Here is a 21,027-nt window from a genome sequence, read left to right as displayed (position 1 = left end):
GCGCTTGTCGGTTCAATCGAGTCGGAGCTTTCGCGGGCAGGCCCGCTCCCACAAGGGGCTTGCAAGGATCAGGTTTACTTGCGCGCCTTGAGGATCACGAACTTGGGCGTGGCGGCCACTTGCTCGACACCACGAAACAGCTTGGCCAGCTTGCTGTGATAGCCCAGGTGGCGATTGCCCACGATATACAGCGCCCCGCCCACCACCAGCGCTTCACGCGCCTGCTGGAACATGCGCCAGGCCAGAAAATCCCCCACCACCTGTTGCTGGTGAAACGGCGGGTTGCACAGCACCACGTCCAGTGAGTCCGGTGCCTGGCTCGCCAGCCCGTCATCGGCCCGCACTGTCACTTCGCGATCACCCAGGGCCGCTTGCCAGTTTTCCCGGGCGGACTGCACGGCCATAAACGACTCGTCGACCAGCGTGTACTGCGCCTGCGGGTTGGCCAGTGCGCTGGCAATGGCGAGCACGCCGTTGCCGCAGCCCAGGTCGGCAACCCGGGCCGAGCCCAGGTTTTTCGGCAGGTGGGGCAGGAACGCCCGGGTACCGATATCCAGGTCTTCGCGGCAGAACACGTTGGCATGGTTGAGCAGCTCGATGGCCGGCTTGTCCAGTCGATAGCGGGTAGGGTAGGGCGAGGTAAATGGTCCCAGGCCCTGTGCTGTGGCGATCAGCAGCCGGGCCTTCTTGACCGCCAGCGAGGCATGCATCGGGCCGATATAACGCTCCAGCAAATCGCCAGCAGCCCGCGGCAGGTGCTTGACCATCGCGCCCGCGATCACTTGGGCGCCCGGTGCCAGCTGACCTTGCAGGCGGATCAGTTGTTCTTCAAGCAAGGCCAGGGTCTTCGGCACGCGTACCAGCACGCAGTCGAATGGCCCTGCCAGTGGTTCACTGGCCGGAATGATCGAGACCGCATCGTAAGCATGGCCGTTGCGCACCAGGTTTTTTTCCAGCGCTTGCATGGCCAGGAAGGAGTCACTGCTGCTGGTGACCTGCATTGTGCCCACCAGGCTGATCGCCAGGGCCCCAAAGCTGTCATTGAGCACCAGCACCCGGCTGTTTGCGGGCAGCGCCTGTTCGGCCAAGTGATTAAGCAAATACTCATCCGCCGCATCAAAGGCCTGCAAGGGCTCGTTCTGCTGCTCGGGTTGGCGGATCAGGCGAAGTTGGGCGAAAGGGCTTTCTAGCACGGGCATTTATACAAACTCTGAGGAATCAACTGTTGCATGGCCTGCCCCTGAGGGAGTCTGGCAAGCAGAAGCGTCCGTGGGTTTTACAGGTGGCGGTGATTTTACTTTTTTTTACCGAAGATTACCTGATGGGTTTATTGCCGCTGCGCAGGTCAGGCCTACAACAGGCCTGACTTGGCCGCCATGACCACCGCGGAGGTTTTGTTGTTGGCCCCCAGTTTTTTCATGGCGCTGCTGATGTGAAAGTTCACGGTACGGGTGCTCAGGCCCAGAATCATGCCGATGTCGGAAGCGATTTTACCTTCGGCAGTCCATTTCAATATCTCCAGCTCGCGACAAGACAGGCGGATGATATGAATCTCCAGCCGGTGATGAAGGTGGCAGCGCTCGAGCATGGCACTGTGCAGTTGGTTGCAGAGCCACAACACATTGGCAGCCTTATCTGAAAACTCGTCCTCGGTGACTGGCGTGCTTTTTCTGGCGAGGCTCAACATGCTCACAGCGCCATTGGGGTCGTGTACCGATTGCGACCAGCCATAGGTCAGCCCGCAGTTTTGCGTGGCTCTCCACTGGTCAGGCGTCTCACGAAAGACATCAGAACTCCAGATAATGGGCAGGATCGATAACTGGCAGTGGGTCAGCAGAGGGTTTTTTTGCGAGAGGTGACCTTTTTCATATCTATCGACATAGTCATTTGGATAGTTTGTAATTACTTTGCTATTCGTTGTGATGTTTCCAAGGCGAGGAATCATTCGAAAGAAGAAATAGTCAAAGCCGTATTCTTCTATTCGTTTGAGTGTGTTTGAACAGAGTTCAGCCTCGCTTATGCAAGAAAGGTAATGGTTTTTACTGATTGAATGATGTGCGGTCATAAGGCGCTCCTGCGGCCCGGCAGTAAGTAAGCGGTGTTGTGAGATAGCCCGTTAAGAAGATTTTAGGTGCTGTTTCGAATAATGCTAATTATTCGAAAGTAGGGGTTGGTATGTGAAAACTTTGTTAGTTGTAGAGGTGGGTGCTCATGTAATAACAGTATCTAATTATACGTTTTCGGGTGTTTCTATATAGCAGTTGCGTGGGGTTAACGGCACCGGATCCAAAAGCTCAATGCAAAGCTATCTTTCCGGCTGCAGTCCGGGCGGTGTTTGCGATGCGGCTGGATGCCGTAAAGCCATCACAAACCATCGGTTTTTCTCAGGCCCTCTTTGCGCGACACTAGGGCATTCGCCATTGGAGTGCCCCATGACTGCCACTGCAGAAAAATTCACCCAACAGACGCTTCTCGACGTCACACCGCTGACGCCCAGCCTGTTCACGTTGCGTACCACACGTGATCCGGGTTTTCGCTTTCGCGCAGGGCAATTCGCCAGGCTGGGGGTGACCAAGGCCGATGGCAGCACGGTGTGGCGCGCCTATTCAATGGTCTCTTCCCCCCATGACGAGTTTCTGGAGTTCTTTTCGATCGTGGTGCCAGGCGGGGAATTTACCAGTGAGCTCAGTCGCCTGGAAGTGGGTGACACCTTGTTGGTGGAGCGTCAGGCCTACGGCTTCCTGACTCTGGACCGCTTTGTCGACGGTCGTGACCTGTGGCTGTTGGCAACCGGCACTGGCATCGCGCCTTTCCTCTCGATCCTGCAGGATTTTGAGGTGTGGGAAAAGTTCGAGCGCATCGTGCTGGTTTACAGCGCCCGCCATGCCTGCGAAATGGCCTATCAGGAACTGATCGCCGGGTTATGCAGCCGTGAATACCTGGCCGACTATGCGCACAAATTTATCTACATACCGGTGGTTACCCGGGAGCAGGTACCCGGTGCATTGAACGGGCGCATTACTGCATTGATCGAAAATGGCGAACTTGAACACGCCGCAGGTATTGAATTGAGCAGTGAGCACTCACGGGCCATGTTGTGCGGTAACCCGCAAATGATCGATGACACGCGCAAGTTGCTCAAGGCACGGGACATGCAGTTGAGTCTGAGCCGCCGGCCAGGTCAAGTTGCTGTTGAGAACTATTGGTAGTTGTTTTGTATTGTGTGTGACATGAAAAAACAAAGGCGCCCCTGAGGGCGCCGTTGTTTTTATTGAGCACTTATGGCCGGTTATTTTGAACTTTGAGCAAGTCGCGAATTTCGCCCAGTAGTTCCTCTTCTTTAGAGGGCAGCGGTGGTACGCTCGGAGCGACCGCCTCTTCGCGTTTCAGGCGGTTGATTGCCTTTACACCCATAAAGATAGCGAACGCGACGATGATAAAGTCGATCACGCTCTGGATGAATTTGCCGTAGGCCACAACCACTGCTGGCGCATCGCCAACGGCGGCTTTCAGCGTAATGGCCAGGTCACTGAAGTCGACTCCGCCAATCAGCAACCCCAGTGGTGGCATGACCACGTCCCCCACAAAGGACGAAACGATTTTGCCGAATGCCGCGCCGATAATGATACCGACGGCCATATCGACCACGTTCCCTTTGACCGCGAAGGCCTTGAACTCACTTATCACGCCCATAGGTTATTCCTTGTTACAGATGAGGTTGGTGGGTGCAGTGTAAATCAGCATGGCTGATCTTGCCCGTACAGCTGTTTGCGGGTAAGCAATCGACCCGTTTGGCCGTGAGAAGTTTTCTATTGGCTTTCACTACGCGATTGAATGGCGCAATACCAGACCTTTTTCTCAATGGCCGGCTTGAGACCTTTCTATTTAGAGTTTGCGTTGCATGCCTCTAGCCTTTGGTCAGCGCTCCATTGCGCAACCAATAACCAGAGGACTTACGCATGACCACCCCCCTAGGCTTCGGCGCGCTTTCACAGCGCCGCCTGCTGTGTGTATTAAGCGCCAGCCTGCTGTCGGTTACAGCCCAGGCCGCCACACTGACCCGTGACAACGGTGCCGCTGTCGGTGACAACCAGAACTCCCAGACAGCAGGGGCCAATGGTCCGGTTCTGCTGCAAGACGTGCAGCTGCTGCAAAAACTGCAGCGTTTTGATCGCGAGCGTATCCCGGAGCGAGTTGTTCACGCTCGTGGCACAGGCGCACACGGCACGTTTACAGTCACCAATGACTTGAGCGACCTGACCAAGGCCAAAGTATTTGCCAAAGGCGAAACCACCCCGGTATTTGTGCGTTTCTCGGCCGTGGTACACAGCGCCCACTCCCCAGAAACCCTGCGTGACCCACGGGGTTTTGCCACCAAGTTCTACACCGCGGACGGCAACTGGGACCTGGTGGGTAACAACTTCCCCACCTTCTTTATCCGTGATGCGATCAAGTTCCCGGACATGGTTCACGCCTTCAAGCCTGACCCGCGTACCAATCTGGATGACGACTCGCGCCGTTTCGACTTCTTCTCTCACGTACCGGAAGCCACACGCACCCTGACCGAGCTGTACTCCAACGCGGGTACCCCCGCCAGTTACCGGGAAATGGATGGTAACGGTGTACACGCCTACAAACTGGTCAATGCCAAGGGGGACGTGCGCTATGTGAAGTTTCACTGGAAGAGCCTGCAGGGGTTGAAAAACCTTGATCCGAAACAAGTGACGCAGGTTCAGGGCCAGGACTACAGCCACATGACCAACGATCTGGTTACGCATATCAATAAGGGTGACTTCCCCAAGTGGGACTTGTATGTGCAGGTCCTCAAGCCTGAAGACTTGAAATCCTTTGATTTCGACCCGCTGGATGCCACCAAGATCTGGCCTAACGTGGCTGAGCGAAAAGTCGGGCAAATGGTCCTGAACCGCAACCCGGTCAATGTCTTCCAGGAAACCGAGCAGGTCGCCATGGCCCCGGCCAACCTGGTGCCAGGTATCGAGCCTTCCGAAGACCGTCTGTTGCAGGGCCGGGTGTTCTCCTATGCCGATACGCAGATGTACCGCCTGGGTGCCAATGCCATGCAATTGCCGATCAACGCCCCCCGGGTCGCGGTAAACAATGGCAACCAGGACGGCGCGATGAACCTGGGCCACACCACGTCGGGGGTGAACTACCAGCCAAGCCGCTTGATGCCGCGTGAAGAGCCGCAAGCTGCGCGCTACAGCGAAATGCCATTGGCGGGTACTACCCAGCAGGCGAAGATTCAGCGTGAGCAGAACTTCAAGCAGGCCGGTGATCTTTACCGTTCATTCAGCCAGAAAGAGCGTCAAGATTTGATTGAAAGCTTCGGTGGTTCGCTGGCAACTACAGACGATGAAAGCAAGCACATCATCCTGTCGTTCCTTTACAAGGCCGACCCTGAGTACGGCACTGGCGTAGCCAAAGTTGCCAAGGGCGATCTGAGTCGGGTCAAGGCGCTGGCTGCCAAGCTGGCGGATTAACCCGCAGCCCTCACCCCGACCCTCTCCCTTTTGGAGGGTCGGGGTGAGGGCTTTTGATTCAGGAGAGAAGCATGCGAACGTTTATTTCCCTGGCCTTGCTGTTTTTCAGCGGCCTGAGCCTGGCCGATGGGGCCGACACCCGGGGCCAGCTTCAGGATTACTTTTTTGATGCCGCCCGTCGTGGCGATGTATCAATGCTCGATACCTTTATCGAGTCCGGCTACACCCTCGATATTCAAGACAGCAAAGGCTATACCGCGCTGATTCTGGCTGCCTATAACGGCCAGCCCAAGGCGGTGGAGCATTTGCTCAAGGCAGGCGCCAATGCCTGCGTGCAGGACAAACGCGGTAACACGGCCCTGATGGGGGCGATTTTCAAGGGTGAACTCAATATTGCCCACCGCCTGATGGCAGCCGACTGCAACCCTGATCAGCGCAATGGTGCAGGGCAGACGGCGGCCATGTATGCAGGCCTGTTTCAGCGGGTCGAGTTGCTCAAGGATTTATCCCGCAAAGGGGCTGACCTGAATGCCGTAGATGCATCGGGCAACAGTGCCGCTCGGCTCGCCAATGGCGAAATCCGCATGCCCGTAGCGCGCTGACCAAAGCCTAGTGGGCTATCATCGCGGTTTTTCCGTGGAGTTCAGATGGCCAAGCCCAAGCGCATTTACGGCTGCACCGAGTGCGGCGCAACTTTCCCCAAGTGGGCCGGGCAGTGCGGCGAGTGCGGCGTCTGGAACACCCTGGTGGAAACCATCGTTGAAAGCGGGGCTGCGGCGCCGCCCAGCGGCCGTACCGGCTGGACCGGACAACAGGCCCAGCTCAAGACCCTGGCTGAAGTCAGCATCGAGGAACTGCCGCGCTTCTCCACCGCTTCTGGCGAGCTGGATCGGGTGCTTGGCGGCGGTCTGGTGGATGGCTCGGTGGTGTTGATTGGTGGCGATCCGGGGATCGGCAAATCCACCATCCTGCTGCAAACCTTGTGTCAGATGGCTACACGCATGCCTGCGTTGTACGTCACCGGCGAGGAGTCCCAGCAGCAAGTGGCCATGCGCGCCCGGCGCCTGGGGCTGCCGCAGGATCAGCTCAAGGTGATGACCGAAACCTGCATTGAAAGCATCATCGCCACTGCCAAGCTGGAAAAGCCCAAGGTCATGGTCATCGACTCGATTCAGACCATCTTTACCGAGCAACTGCAATCGGCCCCCGGCGGCGTGTCGCAAGTGCGTGAAAGTGCGGCCTTGCTGGTGCGTTATGCCAAGTCCAGCGGCACGGCGATTTTCCTGGTGGGCCATGTGACCAAAGAAGGCGCATTGGCCGGGCCGCGGGTGCTGGAGCATATGGTGGATACCGTACTGTATTTCGAGGGTGAATCCGACGGGCGGCTGCGCTTGCTCCGGGCAGTGAAAAACCGTTTTGGCGCGGTCAACGAGCTGGGCGTATTCGGTATGACCGACAAAGGCCTGAAGGAAGTTTCCAACCCTTCCGCAATTTTCCTTACCCGCGCCCAGGAAGAAGTCCCTGGCAGTGTGGTGATGGCCACCTGGGAAGGGACTCGCCCGATGCTGGTGGAGGTGCAGGCGCTGGTGGACGACAGCCATATGTCCAACCCGCGGCGGGTGACCCTGGGCCTGGACCAGAATCGTCTGGCCATGTTATTGGCCGTATTGCATCGACACGGCGGTATTCCAACCCACGATCAGGATGTTTTCCTGAACGTGGTGGGCGGGGTCAAGGTGCTGGAAACCGCATCGGACCTGGCGCTCATGGCCGCCGTGATGTCCAGCCTGCGTAATCGTCCGTTGCCCCATGATCTGCTGGTGTTCGGTGAAGTCGGCCTGTCGGGTGAGGTGCGCCCTGTGCCAAGCGGCCAGGAGCGGCTCAAGGAAGCGGCCAAGCACGGCTTCAAGCGCGCCATCGTGCCCAAGGGCAATGCGCCCAAGGAGTCGCCGCCGGGGCTGAAAGTCATTGGCGTTACCCGTCTGGAACAGGCGTTGGATGCGTTGTTCGAATAAGCGTTCAAAGGTGTAAAAAAATCTGCAAGGGTTGGGCGCGGTATCGGGCTGACAGCCTGGGACAGGCAGCGGCGTTGCACGGAAAAAATGTGCAGCACCGCCTGCCAAAAAACCGCAAAAGAAGGCTCTAGACCAATCTGGGGGCTGGTCTTTAAAGCCAGTAGCGCTAAACTCCGGGTGCAGTCTTTCTTGTCCAACTGGCCGGAATTAAAAAAATGAATAATAAAAATAGCCTGCTCCGCCACATCCCGTGGCTGGTGCTGGCAATTGTAGGAGCCTGCGCCCTTGGCGTAGTGGCATTGCGCCGGGGCGAGGCGATCAACGCCTTGTGGATTGTTGTGGCAGCTGTTGCCATTTATCTGGTTGCTTACCGTTATTACAGCCTGTTTATCGCCACCAAGGTGATGCAACTGGACTCCAGCCGCGCAACACCTGCGGTGCTCAACAACGACGGTCTGGACTATGTGCCGACCAACAAACACATTCTCTTTGGTCACCACTTTGCCGCTATTGCTGGCGCTGGCCCTCTGGTCGGGCCGGTATTGGCCGCGCAAATGGGCTACCTGCCGGGCACGCTCTGGCTGATCGCCGGCGTGGTGCTGGCCGGTGCGGTGCAGGACTTCATGGTCCTGTTCATGTCCACCCGCCGCAACGGTCGCTCCCTGGGCGATATGGTGCGCGAGGAAATGGGCAAGATCCCGGGCACCATCGCGCTGTTTGGCTGCTTCCTGATCATGATCATCATCCTCGCGGTGCTGGCGCTGATCGTGGTCAAGGCCCTGGCCGAGAGCCCGTGGGGCATGTTCACGGTGATGGCGACCATCCCGATCGCGATGTTCATGGGCATTTACATGCGCTACATCCGCCCGGGCCGCATCGGTGAAATCTCCATCGTCGGTGTGCTGCTGCTACTTGGCTCCATCTGGCTGGGGGGCCAGATTGCGGCGAGCCCCGAGTGGGCGCCGGTGTTCACCTTTACCGGTACGCAAATCACCTGGATGCTCATCGGCTACGGCTTTGTTGCGGCGGTTCTGCCGGTATGGCTGGTACTGGCACCTCGTGACTATCTGTCGACCTTCCTCAAGATTGGCACTATCGTTGCGCTGGCCATCGGCATCCTGGTCACCATGCCCGAGCTGAAAATGCCCGCGCTGACCCAGTTCACCGACGGCACCGGCCCGGTCTGGAAAGGCGGCCTGTTCCCGTTCCTGTTCATCACCATTGCCTGCGGTGCGGTATCGGGCTTCCATGCGCTGATTTCTTCGGGTACTACGCCAAAACTGCTGGATAACGAAAGCAACGCCCGTTATATCGGTTACGGCGGCATGCTGATGGAGTCCTTCGTGGCCATTATGGCGATGGTTGCTGCTTCGGTGATCGAGCCGGGTGTGTACTTCGCCATGAACAGCCCGGCAGCGATTGTCGGCGGTGACGTGGTTACCGTTGCGCAAAACATCACCAACTGGGGCTTTGCCATTACCCCGGATGCGTTGACCGCGCTGGCCAAGGACATCGGTGAAACCACCGTCCTGGCCCGTGCCGGCGGTGCACCGACCCTGGCGGTGGGGATCGCGCAGATCCTGCACAACGTGTTGCCGGGTGAAAACACTATGGCGTTCTGGTATCACTTCGCCATTTTGTTCGAAGCCCTGTTTATCCTGACCGCAGTTGACGCCGGTACCCGTGCCGGTCGCTTTATGCTGCAAGACTTGCTGGGCAGCTTTGTGCCTGCACTCAAACGTACCGAGTCCTGGGGCGCCAACTTGCTGGCCACCGGCCTGTGTGTGGCGATGTGGGGCTACCTGCTGTATCAGGGCGTGATCGATCCACTGGGCGGCATCAACACCCTGTGGCCGCTGTTCGGTATCTCCAACCAGATGCTGGCGGGTATCGCGCTGATGCTGGCAACCGTTGTGCTGATCAAAATGAAGCGCCAGCGCTACATTTGGGTGACCATGCTGCCAGCCGTCTGGCTGCTGATCTGCACCACCGTGGCAGGCTTTATCAAGCTGTTCGACGCCAACCCGGCAGTGGGCTTCCTGTCCCTGGCCAACAAATACAGCACTGCGCTGGAAGCCGGCCAGGTGATTGCCCCGGCGAAAAACATCGACCAGATGCAACATGTGATCATCAACGCCTACACCAACGCCGGTCTGACCGTGCTGTTTCTGTTCGTGGTGTTCAGCATTCTGTTCTTTGCGATCAAAGTGGGTGTCGCTGCATGGGGCAGCAAAGAACGTACGGATAAAGAGTCGCCGTACCAAGCCATGCCAGATGCTTGATAGAGGGTTGCAACCATGTTCAATGACCTGAGTCGCCTCGGTAAATACCTCGGTCAGGCCGCACGCCTGATGGTCGGCATGCCCGACTACGACAACTACGTCGAGCATATGCAAACCAAGCACCCGGACAAGCCGGTGATGAGCTACGAGGCGTTCTTTCGTGAACGCCAGGAAGCGCGTTACGGCGGCAAGGGCGGGCCCAAGTGTTGTTAACCCGTCAGGGCTGAGCTGTATCTGACTGTGGGAGCGGGCTTGCTCGCGATAAGAGCGGCGCGGTGTGTCAGTGACACCGTGTCGCCTGAATCGCGAGCAAGGCCGCTCCCACATTTGTTTTTGCGTTATGTTTAAGGAGGCACTGCATGACCTCTCCAATCCCCGTCACCATTCTCAGCGGCTTCTTGGGGGCCGGTAAAACCACCTTGTTGCGTTATTTGCTCAAGGCAGAACACGGCCTGAAAATCGCCGTGATCGAAAACGAATTCAGCGATGCCGGGATCGACACCCAACTGTTGGGGGACGAGCCGGTGCAAGTCATGACCCTGGCCAATGGCTGTGTGTGCTGCACCATCCACACCGACCTGACCAAGGCGCTGTACCTGCTGCTTGAGCGTCTGGACAATGGCGAAATTGCCTTCGACCGCCTGGTGATCGAGTGCACCGGCCTGGCCGACCCGGCACCGGTGGCGCAAACCTTTTTTATCGATGAAGAGCTGCGCGAGCGTTATCTGCTGGACGGCATTATTACCCTGGTGGATGCAGCCCACGCCGATGTGCATTTGAGTCAGACCATTGCCCAGGCGCAGATCGGTTTTGCTGACCGCTTACTGGTGAGCAAGCGCGATCTGGTGGATGACGCCACCTTTGATGCCTTGAGCGAGCGTTTGACCCGTATCAACCGCCGGGCGCCGATCCGCGTGGTTGAGCACGGCAAGATCGATCTGGCCGAATTACTGGATGTGCGCGGGTTTAACCTCAACGCAGACTTGGGGGGTGGCCTGAGCTTGCGCCCGGTACAGCCTGCGGCCTCTATCGACCGTATCTCCAGTCTGGTGCTACGCACCGATAAGCCGCTGGATATCGACAGCCTTAGCGCCTTCATGAACGAGCTGCTGGAAGAGCACGGCAAGCAATTGCTGCGCTACAAAGGCGTGCTGAGCATTGCCGGTGAAGATCGCAGACTGGTGTTTCAGGGGGTGCTCAAGTTGTATGGCTTTGATTGGGACACCGAGTGGGCCGAAGGTGAAGCCCGTGAAAGTGTGATGGTGTTTATTGCCGATGATTTGCCAGAGGCCAAGATTCGCGAGGGTTTTGCCCGGCTTGGGGTTTGAGTGATAGCTGACCCTCTCCCTCCGGGAGAGGGTCAGGGGCTTTTGATTTTTTTGTCTTACTGCAATAACAGCTATTTCGCACAACTTCACGGTTGTAAAATCAATAGGACACATTTCTTTCAATAATATTTAAAAGAAATACCATTTTTTTATGTTCGGCTGTTTCGCCAAGATAGTAATGAGGTGAGCCCTTGGCTTTTCTTACGCCGATATACTTGTTGTTATGGGTTTTAAGTGTGATGAGGGTATGGGGTTCACTCAAGTTCCTCTCTGTCACTGTTCGGTTGTTTTGATCGAGTAGTGTGAAGGCAAGTGGATGCTTTAGTGTCGGACTTCTCGCATAGAGTATATCCATATGGTTCATGGCCAGCCGGTGCCGGTCATACTGGCCAGGGTGTTTGATATGTATCTCATAGCCCTTGGCGGTATGCCGGAAATAAAGCTTGAGCGTAGCCTTGATCCCGCCTGTGGCGTGGGCTTGAATGCCCAAGGCTGCGGAGTCGTCCCTCAACTGTGGTTTGCCGGAGAAGACACCGCCACTGCCCAGCAAGTCAGTTACTATGACCGACTGGCCATGAAGAGCCCCTAAAAGATGAAGGTTATGGTTCGGTATATGCAAGGTGGCGATAAAGGAGTGTTGCGAATCGTTAGTCATTGTCTGAACTCTGCAGTTGGTAAGAATGCATAAATTCAGACTAGGCTGTTATTGTTCGGGGGGAGCGGCCAAGTGTTTCAAAATAACAGATGCAATAAAAAGCCCGGCTTGAAAGCCGGGCTTTTTATTCAGCTATTTGCGATCAGTTGCCGTATACCGGCAGCTTGGCGCAGATGGCTTTGACTTTCTCGCGAACGGCGTCGATAACGGCTTCGTTGTTGATATCTGCCAGGATGTCGCAGATCCAGCCAGCCAGCTCACGGCACTCTTCAACTTTGAAGCCGCGAGTGGTGACAGCTGGAGTACCGAAACGCAGACCCGAAGTGACGAACGGGGAGCGTGGATCGTTTGGTACGGAGTTTTTGTTTACGGTGATAAAGGCTTTGCCCAGAGCCGCGTCGGCGTCTTTACCGGAGATTTCCTGCTTGATCAGCGACAGCAGGAACAGGTGGTTTTCAGTACCGCCCGAAACCACGTCAAAACCGCGTTCGATAAATACCGAAGCCATGGCCTGAGCGTTTTTTACCACTTGTTGCTGGTAAGCCTTGAACTCTGGTTGCAGAGCTTCTTTGAAGCACACGGCCTTGGCCGCGATAACGTGCTCCAGCGGGCCGCCTTGCGAACCCGGGAAAACAGCCGAGTTCAGCTTTTTCTCGATGTCGGCGTTGGCCTTGGCCAGGATCAGGCCACCACGTGGACCGCGCAGGGTCTTGTGGGTAGTGGTGGTCACTACGTCAGCGAATGGAACCGGGTTCGGGTAAACGCCAGCAGCCACCAGACCGGCTACGTGTGCCATGTCCACGAACAGGTAGGCGCCAACCTTGTCCGCGATAGCGCGGAAACGTGGGAAGTCCAGAACCTGCGAGTAGGCAGAGAAGCCAGCCACGATCATTTTTGGCTTGTGCTCAACGGCCAGGCGCTCAACTTCGTCGTAGTCGATCAGGCCATTGGCGTCGATGCCGTACTGGATGGCGTTGTACAGCTTGCCCGAAGACGAAACGCTGGCACCGTGGGTCAGGTGACCGCCGTGAGCCAGGCTCATGCCCAGGATGGTGTCGCCAGCCGACAGCAGGGCCAGGTAAACGGCGCTGTTGGCCTGGGAACCGGCGTGCGGTTGAACGTTGGCGTAATCGGCGCCGAACAGTTCTTTTGCACGGTCGATAGCCAGTTGCTCTACCACGTCTACGTATTCGCAGCCGCCGTAGTAGCGCTTGCCAGGGTAGCCTTCGGCGTATTTGTTGGTCAGAACCGAGCCTTGAGCTTCCATCACCGCTGGGCTGGTGTAGTTTTCCGAAGCGATCAGCTCAATATGTTCTTCCTGGCGCTGAGCTTCTTGCTCCATGGCGGCAAAAAGGTCGGCGTCGAACTTGGCAAGTGTCAAATCACGGCTGAACATGGCGGTCCTCAAGGATCGGGGGCAGAAAAGGAGGGCATTCTAACTCAATGGGTTTTATCTGGCATATGAATGCGATTCACGGTGAGCAACTATGAGCTTCAAGCTTGTAGATCCGCGCTTGCCGCTTGCAGTTGCTCCACCAATTGGCCCGCCGGCATCGGTCGCCCGAACAGATAGCCTTGCACTTCGTCGCAACCGTGTTCACGCAAGAAATCCAGCTGCTCGTGCGTCTCTACACCTTCGGCGATTACCGCAAGGTTCAGGCTGTGGGCCATGGCGATAATGGCCCTGGCGATTTGCGCGTCCTGCTCCCCGGAGGGCAGGCCGTCGACAAAGGTACGGTCGATTTTCAGTACGTCGATGGGGAATTGCTTGAGGTAGTTGAGCGACGAATAACCGGTGCCAAAGTCGTCCACGGCAATGCTCAGGCCGAGGTTTTTCAGGCTGGCCAGGATATGCAGCGCTTCGCTGACCTCGCGCATGAGGATGCTTTCGGTCAGCTCAAGCTCCAGGCAGGCCGGGGACAGGCCGGTTTCCTTGAGGATATTGGCAATGCGCGTACCCAACTGGCCGTCGGAGAACTGGCGCGCCGATATGTTGACCGAGACTTTGGGCACGCGAACCTTGGCCTGATGCCAGAGCTTGAGCTGGCGACAGGCCTCGGCCAGCACCCAGTCGCCGACTTCGACCACCAGTCCCAGTTCTTCGAGTACCGGGATAAAGTCGCCGGGTGGCACCAGCCCGCGCCTTGAGTGATTCCAGCGCAACAGTGCCTCAACGCCGGTCAGGCGCTTGCCGTCGCCGCTGAACTGCGGCTGGTAATAAAGAATGAATTCCTGCTGCTCCAGGGCATGACGCAGGTCGCTTTCCAGTTCAAGGCGCTCAAGAGCGCTGGCGTTCATGTCTGCCTGGTAGAACTGGAAGTTGTTTTTGCCGCGCTCCTTGGCGTGATACATCGCGGTATCGGCGTTTTTCATCAACTGGCTGAGTTCGTTGCCGTCTTGCGGGCTCAAGGCAATACCAATACTGGCAGTTACAAAGAACTCGCGGCTTTCGAGTACAAAGGGCTTTACCAGACTGGCGAGGATCTGTTCGGCCACATTGATAGCGCGGTTCAAGGCCTTCTGACGGGTGGTGCGAGGCTGCAGAAGCAGGGTGAACTCGTCACCGCCCATGCGCGCCACAGTATCGTCGTCACCCACACAGGCAAGCAGGCGGATGGCCATGTCCTTGAGCATGCGGTCGCCGGCTGCGTGGCCCAGGGAGTCGTTGATCGGTTTGAAGCGGTCGAGGTCAAGAAACATCAGCACCACCCACGACTTGTTGCGCTCGGCCTGTTGCAGCGCGGTGTGCAGACGGTCCTGGAACAGGGTGCGATTGGGCAGGTGAGTCAGGGCGTCGTAGTAGGCCAGGCGGTGGATTCGCTGTTCGCTGGCCTTGCGCTCGCTGATATCACTGAAGAAGCACACATAGCTGGCCAGATCGCCTTCATCATCGAGCACTGCCGTGATGCCGACCCAGGCCGGGTAGTGTTCGCCGTTCAGGCGCTTGAGCCAGACTTCACCCTCCCATGTGCCGTGCAAATGCAGTTGCTTGAGCACATAGGCGAGGTGTGCGCGTTGTTGGTCATCGACAGTGAGCATGCTTGGTAGCTGGTCGAGGACTTGTGCGACGGCGTAACCGCTGACCCGGCTGAAAGCCTCGTTGGCTTGCACGATATAGCCTGCAGGGTCGGTAATAAGGATGGCCGAGGTGGAGTGTTCAAAAACCGTGGCGGCCATGCGCAGGTCTTTTTCGGCACGGCGTTGCTGGCTCATGTCGCGACCAACACCCAGAATGCCTTCAAAACCGTCGTCTTCATCCCATACCAGCACCAGGCGCAGTTCGATGGGCACCTTGTGCCCGTCAGCGCGCAGGCAGTCGAACAGAAACAGCTGGGTTTGTACCTGGGCACGCAAAGCCGACAGTTGCTGGGGCTTGTGCAGTGCGCCACGGATACGCTCGATCAGGTTGTAGATACCCTCCAGCTGTTGCGGCGTGGCAATAATAGACTGCCAGCCATTGTCGAATACCCATTGTGCGTCATAGCCCAGTACAGTCTGTATGGAGGGGCTGAGGTAGTTCATGCGCAGCGAGCTGTCAGTGGAGAAAATCACGTCGCTGATGCTTTCGGCCAGCATCCGGTAGCGTTGCTCGCTGTCGCGCAATGACTCGCTGGCTTCAATCTGGTCGGTGATGTCCTTGGCCACCCCTACAATTCGCGAGACTTGATCACCGGTATGACGGGCAAAGGCTTGCTCACGGATGTCAAAGCGCCGCCAGGTACCCTGCTGATGGCGAAACCGCAGTTGGCATTGCATCAGTTGCTTGTAGCCGTTTTCCTGCTGCTCTTTGCGCAACTGGTGATAGCGCTCGGCGTCTTCAGGGTGCAACAGCAACTCCCAGAAGTAAGCGCCCATTTCCTGCAGTTCAACAGCGCTATAGCCCAGGGTCTGGCCAAGGTGATGGTTGCTGAAAATGATCCGCTGGCTGATTACATTTTGTACATATAGATGGTCGGGAACGGTTCGCACCACATCGGACCAGAAGCTTTCGCGCTCTTGCAGGGACAGTTCGATCAACTTGCGGCTGGTGATATCACTGATGCTCAAAATGACTGCATGGTAGTCCTGCTGATCCACAGGCAGACGCAGCACCAGCCATAAGTGCTGGTCGCGACCGCTGGCATCGGTCAGTTTTATTTCCAGCTCAAGCTGTTGCTGCTGGTCGAGCACGGCCTCGACGACCTGATAGCCAATGGCTGAACTGCTCAGCGGGCAGCCGTTGATCAGCTTGTGCCAGGCACCTTCTCCTGAATCGACCTCCAGTAGCTGCATGGCTACCTGGTTGACTTCGGTGATGCGCAGTTGCTCGAATAACTGGCGACGATGTTCCGGATGATCGCTGAGCCAATGCTTGAGGGCATCAGTGTCATGGAGTTTTTCGCGCTCAAGAAACCCTGGCAGGCTGGACAGGTCGAGCACGCAGAGGGCGACCCCGGTGCCTTCAAAAATATCGTGGTAACGCCGGCGGCCTTCATGCAACTGGCGCTGGCGGCGGCGCATGTTCAACAGCGCCATAATGGGCAGCAACGAAAACACCAAGCCGAGCAGGCATTTGCCGATCAGTCCGGGCAGTAGCTGCTCGATTGCCTGGCGGTCATTGAACAGCCCGCGCAGTTGCCAGTCGCTGTGGCTGATAGCTGCCAGCAGTACGGTGTCGTCTTCATCGCGCTGGCTCAGGGCCGAGGGGGGCGAGACGTTTTTATCCGCGCGGCTGAGTACCTTGCGGGTCTGGCTGTTTTCCACCAGCCACTGCGGCCGGTTGCTGCTGTTGGCGTTCTGATGCGTGAGGTTTTGCAGCAGGTCCGGGCTCATGCGCAGCAGCCAGTAGCCATCGATGGCGCCGCTGGGCTGGCGCAGCAACAGGTAGATGATGCTGGCATCACTGTTGTTGCTGAAGTAGTAACCTTCAGTGCGGTTGCGCGACGGGCTGCGTTTGACCCAGTCGGCCAGATACGCAGCGTCGGGGCTGGTCCCGGTACTGTCGAGCAACACTTCGCCGGCCGGACTGAGCAGGGCCAGGCTTTGCAGGGATGGCAAGGACTGGCCCAGTTGCTTGACCAGCGCCTGTTGCTGGCGCTGGTTTCTTGGCGACTTGTCTACGGGCAGCAGATTGAGTGCGGTTTCGGCCCGCAAGGCCATGCTCAGGCCGATATGGTCGGCCAGGTCGGCGCTGTAGTTGATGCTGGTCTGGCGCTCTTGCTGCAGGGTTTCCTGAAACTGCTCGACCAACAGCCAGAACAGCATCGCCAGCAGCAGTAAAACCAGGGTCGCCAATGCACTTTTCAACGTTCCGCGCACAGGTGTCCCGAGTAATTGGCTGGACGCTTTGACACGAGTGGGCGGGGTGACATTGGGCAACTTGTGATCCTGCGATTTGGCGGCAATGGCGCGAGGCCCCCTAAAGGCGCCAAGCATGCCTTGGGTTGTGGCAAAGTGCCAGTCCTCTGGTCTGCGCTGGTTTGCCCTGCATCACGCATTCAGGTAGATTCTGGGGTCTACATTTGTGCTTTTTCTGCGAGCAGGCATTGATCTCGATCAGTCCCTGACTTTCTGCTATGGCCTGATCCGGGCATTGCTCGCGCCTTATTCACCCGTCACTGACCCTAGGTTATCCATGGCTCAATACGTTTTCACCATGCATCGGCTGAGCAAAGTTGTTCCGCCGAAGCGGGAAATCCTGAAAAACATCTCCCTGTCGTTTTTCCCGGGGGCCAAAATCGGCGTACTCGGCTTGAACGGTTCGGGTAAATCCACCCTGTTGAAAATCATGGCAGGCGTTGACACCGAGTTCGACGGCGAAGCCCGTCCGATGCCGGACCTGAACATCGGTTACCTGCCGCAGGAACCGCAGCTGGATCCGAGCAAAACCGTACGCGAAGTGGTTGAAGAAGCCGTTAGCGTGATCAAGGACGCTCAGGCGCGTCTTGATCAAGTGTATGCCGAATATGCCGACCCTGATGCCGACTTCGACAAGCTGGCCGCAGAACAGGCCAAGCTCGAAGCGATCCTGCAAGCAAGCGACGGGCACAACCTTGAGCGCCAGCTGGAAGTTGCAGCCGATGCGCTGCGCCTGCCGGCCTGGGATGCCAAGGTAGAGCACCTGTCGGGTGGTGAGAAGCGCCGTGTTGCCCTTTGTCGCCTGCTGCTGTCGGCCCCGGACATGCTGCTGCTCGATGAACCGACCAACCACCTGGATGCCGATTCGGTCGCCTGGCTGGAGCACTTCCTGCACGACTTCCCGGGTACCGTGGTTGCGATTACGCACGACCGTTACTTCCTGGATAACGTAGCGGGCTGGATTCTGGAGCTTGACCGCGGTGCGGGCATTCCTTACGAGGGCAACTATTCGGGCTGGCTGGAAGCCAAGTCCGATCGTCTGGCCCAGGAATCCAAGCAGCAGTCGGCCCATGAAAAGGCCATGAAAGACGAGCTGGAATGGGTTCGCAAAGGTGCCAAGGCGCGTCAGTCCAAGTCCAAGGCCCGTCTGCAACGTTTCGAAGAACTGCAGTCGCAGGAATTCCAGAAGCGCAGCGAAACCAACGAAATCTACATCCCGGCCGGTCCGCGCCTGGGTGACAAGGTTATCGAGTTCAAGAACGTCTCCAAGGGTTACGGCGATCGCGTGCTGATCGACAACCTGTCGTTCGCCATGCCCAAAGGCGCCATTGTTGGCGTGATCGGTGGTAACGGTGCCGGTAAATCGACCCTGTTCCGCATGCTGATGGGCAAGGAACAGCCGGATTCGGGCAGCATCGAAATCGGTGAAACCGTGCAACTGGCGTGCGTTGACCAGAGCCGTGACGACCTGGATGGCAGCAAGACGGTGTTCCAGGCGATTTCTGACGGTTCCGATGTGATCCGTATTGGTAACTATGAAATCCCGTCGCGTACCTATGTAGGTCGTTTCAACTTCAAAGGTGGCGATCAGCAGAAGTTCGTCAAGGATCTGTCCGGTGGTGAGCGTGGTCGCCTGCACCTGGCCCTGACCTTGAAAGAGGGCGCCAACGTGCTGCTGCTCGACGAACCGTCCAACGACCTTGACGTTGAGACATTGCGTTCGCTTGAAGAAGCACTGCTGGACTTCCCTGGCGCCGCCATTGTGATCTCTCACGATCGGTGGTTCCTTGACCGCGTCGCGACTCACATCCTGGCGTACGAAGACGACTCGCAGGCGATCTTCTTCGAAGGTAACTACACCGAGTACGAAGCTGACCGTAAAAAGCGCCTCGGCGAAGCGGCTACCCTGCCGCACCGTGTGCGTCACAAAAAACTGGCCCAGTAAGGGCGGTTTGCATCACAGAACGGCGCCTTCGGGCGCCGTTTTTTTTGCGCATCACAAACCTTGCCCGCTCCCACAATGGGTTTTTGGCGTTTATAAGTTGGTGCGAAACTGGGTACAAGAAGTATTTTTTTGGTGCGCAAAAGCCCGATAAATCGGTGCTATTTATATAAATGCACCATTTAAATTCATAACTGCGACATTTTGCGCTGTCGCGGTGCCACATGAATTGATAAAGTTCCGGTCAATCTCCGTTTAACGACAATAAATTTGCCGAGACTTACCATGATCGAATCCGTCGACCAGTTCCTTGCCCGCCTGAAAAAACGTGACCCGGACCAACCAGAATTCCACCAGGCAGTGGAAGAGGTCCTTCGCAGTCTGTGGCCGTTTCTTGAAGCCAATCCGCATTATCTGACTTCAGGGATTCTTGAGCGCATTTGCGAACCAGAGCGTGCGATCGTGTTCCGCGTTTCGTGGGTAGATGACGAAGGCAAAGTGCGGGTCAACCGCGGCTTCCGTATCCAGATGAACAGCGCCATTGGTCCGTACAAGGGCGGTCTGCGTTTTCATCCGTCGGTGAATCTGGGCGTCCTCAAGTTTCTGGCCTTTGAGCAAACCTTCAAGAACTCCCTGACCTCGTTGCCCATGGGCGGCGGCAAGGGCGGTTCGGACTTCAACCCCAAGGGCAAGAGCGACGCCGAAGTCATGCGTTTCTGCCAGGCCTTTATGAGCGAGCTGTATCGCCATATCGGTTCGGATGTTGATGTGCCAGCAGGCGACATCGGTGTCGGCGCCCGCGAAATCGGCTTTATGTTTGGTCAGTACAAGCGCCTGAGCAACCAGTTCACCTCCGTGTTGACCGGCAAAGGCATGAGCTACGGTGGCAGCCTGATCCGTCCTGAAGCTACCGGCTTTGGTTGTGTGTACTTCGCCCAGGAAATGCTCAAGCGCAGCGGCCAGCGCATCGACGGCAAGCGCGTGGCGATTTCGGGCTCGGGCAACGTCGCGCAATACGCCGCGCGCAAGGTCATGGACCTGGGCGGCAAGGTTATTTCGCTGTCGGATTCCGAAGGCACGCTGTATTGCGAAGCCGGTTTGAGCGAAGAGCAGTGGGAAGCGCTCATGGAACTGAAAAACGTCAAGCGCGGCCGTATCAGCGAGTTGGCGGGGCAGTTCGGGGTTGAATTCCTGGCAGGGCAGCACCCGTGGAGCCTGGCGTGTGATATCGCGCTGCCATGCGCTACCCAGAATGAACTGGACGCTGAAGCGGCCCGTACGTTGCTGGCCAATGGCTGCGTGTGCGTGGCTGAAGGTGCGAACATGCCGACCACCCTGGAAGCGGTCGATCTGTTTATCGAAGCCGGTATTTTGTTTGCACCCGGCAAGGCATCCAACGCCGGTGGCGTGGCGGTGAGCGGGCTGGAAATGTCGCAAAACGCCATGCGTCTGCTGTGGACGGCCGGCGAAGTGGACAGCAAGTTGCACAACATCATGCAGTCGATCCACCACGCTTGCGTGCACTACGGCGAGGAAAACGGGGGGATCAACTACGTAAAAGGCGCGAACATTGCCGGTTTCGTCAAAGTTGCCGACGCAATGCTGGCGCAGGGCGTGGTGTAACCCCATCCTGTGGGAGCGGGCAAGCCCGCTCCCACATTGGGGCTGTCTATTTTGCAAGCGTCTTGTGTTCAGCCAGTTCCTGTTCGATAAAGGCCGCGATCATGGCGCGGTAGACGCTTTCAGTGACGTCCGGGTTGGCGCCCAGCTCATCGGCCAACGTCCGCACTTTGCCAATCACCTGCTCAACCCGCTGCGGCGCCCTGACCGCATCGCTGTCTTTTTTAAACCGCGCCGCCTGCGATACGTAAGCCCCGCGCTCGGCGATCAGGCCGACAATCTGGCGATCCAGCCCGTCGATTTTCTCGCGCACCTGCTCGAGGGAATCACAATTAACAACCATGTCT

Annotated in this window: 16 protein-coding genes; 9 read left to right on the top strand and 7 right to left on the bottom strand. The window is 57.4% G+C overall.

Translation table 11 applies throughout. The features are described from left to right. Positions 1 to 74: 74 nt before the first annotated feature. Both FHL07_RS15865 and FHL07_RS15860 read right to left on the bottom strand, forming a co-directional pair. Positions 75 to 1,199: a methyltransferase gene (locus FHL07_RS15865; RefSeq protein ID WP_094999369.1), complete on the bottom strand. Its 1,125-nt coding sequence runs from the start codon at positions 1,197 to 1,199 to the stop codon at positions 75 to 77. Positions 1,200 to 1,351: 152 nt separating this feature from the next. Beyond that, complete coding sequence (locus FHL07_RS15860; protein WP_095023428.1) at positions 1,352 to 2,065, bottom strand: helix-turn-helix transcriptional regulator; 714 nt, start codon at positions 2,063 to 2,065, stop codon at positions 1,352 to 1,354. Positions 2,066 to 2,432: 367 nt separating this feature from the next. Between FHL07_RS15860 and FHL07_RS15855 the strand changes: the two genes are divergently transcribed. Further along, positions 2,433 to 3,209, top strand: a complete 777-nt coding sequence (locus FHL07_RS15855) for a ferredoxin--NADP reductase (RefSeq protein ID WP_094999367.1) — start codon at positions 2,433 to 2,435, stop codon at positions 3,207 to 3,209. A 70-nt stretch (positions 3,210 to 3,279) separates the two neighbouring features. Here the strand turns inward: FHL07_RS15855 and mscL are convergent, their stop codons facing one another. After that, positions 3,280 to 3,693 (bottom strand): large-conductance mechanosensitive channel protein MscL, encoded by a 414-nt coding sequence (gene mscL / locus FHL07_RS15850; protein ID WP_094999366.1) that lies wholly within the window; start codon positions 3,691 to 3,693, stop codon positions 3,280 to 3,282. A 266-nt stretch (positions 3,694 to 3,959) separates the two neighbouring features. Between mscL and katB the strand changes: the two genes are divergently transcribed. The 6 genes from katB (at position 3,960) to yjiA (ending at position 11,126) form a co-directional block, all read left to right on the top strand. Next, the gene (gene katB / locus FHL07_RS15845) at positions 3,960 to 5,501 is read left to right on the top strand and encodes a catalase KatB (RefSeq protein ID WP_138738682.1); all 1,542 of its coding nucleotides are present in this window, start codon (positions 3,960 to 3,962) and stop codon (positions 5,499 to 5,501) included. 71 nt (positions 5,502 to 5,572) lie between these two features. Then, a complete protein-coding gene (locus FHL07_RS15840; protein ID WP_095027005.1) occupies positions 5,573 to 6,103 on the top strand; it encodes an ankyrin repeat domain-containing protein in 531 nt (176 codons plus the stop codon). A gap of 45 nt (positions 6,104 to 6,148) precedes the next feature. Then, positions 6,149 to 7,516: a DNA repair protein RadA gene (gene radA / locus FHL07_RS15835; protein ID WP_083369766.1), complete on the top strand. Its 1,368-nt coding sequence runs from the start codon at positions 6,149 to 6,151 to the stop codon at positions 7,514 to 7,516. A gap of 215 nt (positions 7,517 to 7,731) precedes the next feature. After that, entirely contained in the window at positions 7,732 to 9,798 is a 2,067-nt protein-coding gene (locus FHL07_RS15830) for a carbon starvation CstA family protein (protein ID WP_094999363.1), read from the top strand. A 15-nt stretch (positions 9,799 to 9,813) separates the two neighbouring features. After that, positions 9,814 to 10,011, top strand: coding sequence for a YbdD/YjiX family protein (locus tag FHL07_RS15825; protein ID WP_007937254.1), 198 nt, complete (start codon positions 9,814 to 9,816; stop codon positions 10,009 to 10,011). 146 nt (positions 10,012 to 10,157) lie between these two features. Next, on the top strand, positions 10,158 to 11,126 hold the full coding sequence (gene yjiA / locus FHL07_RS15820) for a GTPase (protein ID WP_094999362.1): 969 nt from the start codon (positions 10,158 to 10,160) through the stop codon (positions 11,124 to 11,126). A 100-nt stretch (positions 11,127 to 11,226) separates the two neighbouring features. On the opposite strand, the gene FHL07_RS15815 is transcribed toward yjiA, so the two are convergent. From FHL07_RS15815 to FHL07_RS15805, 3 genes are all read right to left on the bottom strand, one after another. Continuing rightward, entirely contained in the window at positions 11,227 to 11,781 is a 555-nt protein-coding gene (locus FHL07_RS15815) for a hypothetical protein (protein WP_095018384.1), read from the bottom strand. Positions 11,782 to 11,923: 142 nt separating this feature from the next. Then, positions 11,924 to 13,177 carry a serine hydroxymethyltransferase gene (gene glyA, locus FHL07_RS15810; RefSeq protein ID WP_088378929.1) on the bottom strand — a complete coding sequence of 418 codons (1,254 nt, stop codon included), beginning with the start codon at positions 13,175 to 13,177 and terminating at the stop codon, positions 11,924 to 11,926. Positions 13,178 to 13,275: 98 nt separating this feature from the next. Continuing rightward, positions 13,276 to 17,139, bottom strand: a complete 3,864-nt coding sequence (locus FHL07_RS15805) for a sensor domain-containing protein (protein ID WP_094999966.1) — start codon at positions 17,137 to 17,139, stop codon at positions 13,276 to 13,278. Between the two features lie 256 nt (positions 17,140 to 17,395). Between FHL07_RS15805 and ettA the strand changes: the two genes are divergently transcribed. Next, positions 17,396 to 19,063 (top strand): energy-dependent translational throttle protein EttA, encoded by a 1,668-nt coding sequence (gene ettA, locus FHL07_RS15800; protein WP_094999360.1) that lies wholly within the window; start codon positions 17,396 to 17,398, stop codon positions 19,061 to 19,063. A 282-nt stretch (positions 19,064 to 19,345) separates the two neighbouring features. Then, positions 19,346 to 20,683, top strand: coding sequence for an NADP-specific glutamate dehydrogenase (gene gdhA, locus FHL07_RS15795; RefSeq protein WP_138738681.1), 1,338 nt, complete (start codon positions 19,346 to 19,348; stop codon positions 20,681 to 20,683). Between the two features lie 46 nt (positions 20,684 to 20,729). On the opposite strand, the gene FHL07_RS15790 is transcribed toward gdhA, so the two are convergent. After that, the gene (locus FHL07_RS15790; RefSeq protein ID WP_095018382.1) at positions 20,730 to 21,023 is read right to left on the bottom strand and encodes a chorismate mutase; all 294 of its coding nucleotides are present in this window, start codon (positions 21,021 to 21,023) and stop codon (positions 20,730 to 20,732) included. Positions 21,024 to 21,027 lie beyond the last annotated feature (4 nt).

The organism is Pseudomonas sp. FSL W7-0098, from assembly GCF_005930585.1.
Classification (GTDB): domain Bacteria; phylum Pseudomonadota; class Gammaproteobacteria; order Pseudomonadales; family Pseudomonadaceae; genus Aquipseudomonas; species Aquipseudomonas bubulae.
Note: the sequence above shows the minus strand (reverse complement) of the source record. Positions and strands in the feature narration are given on the sequence as shown.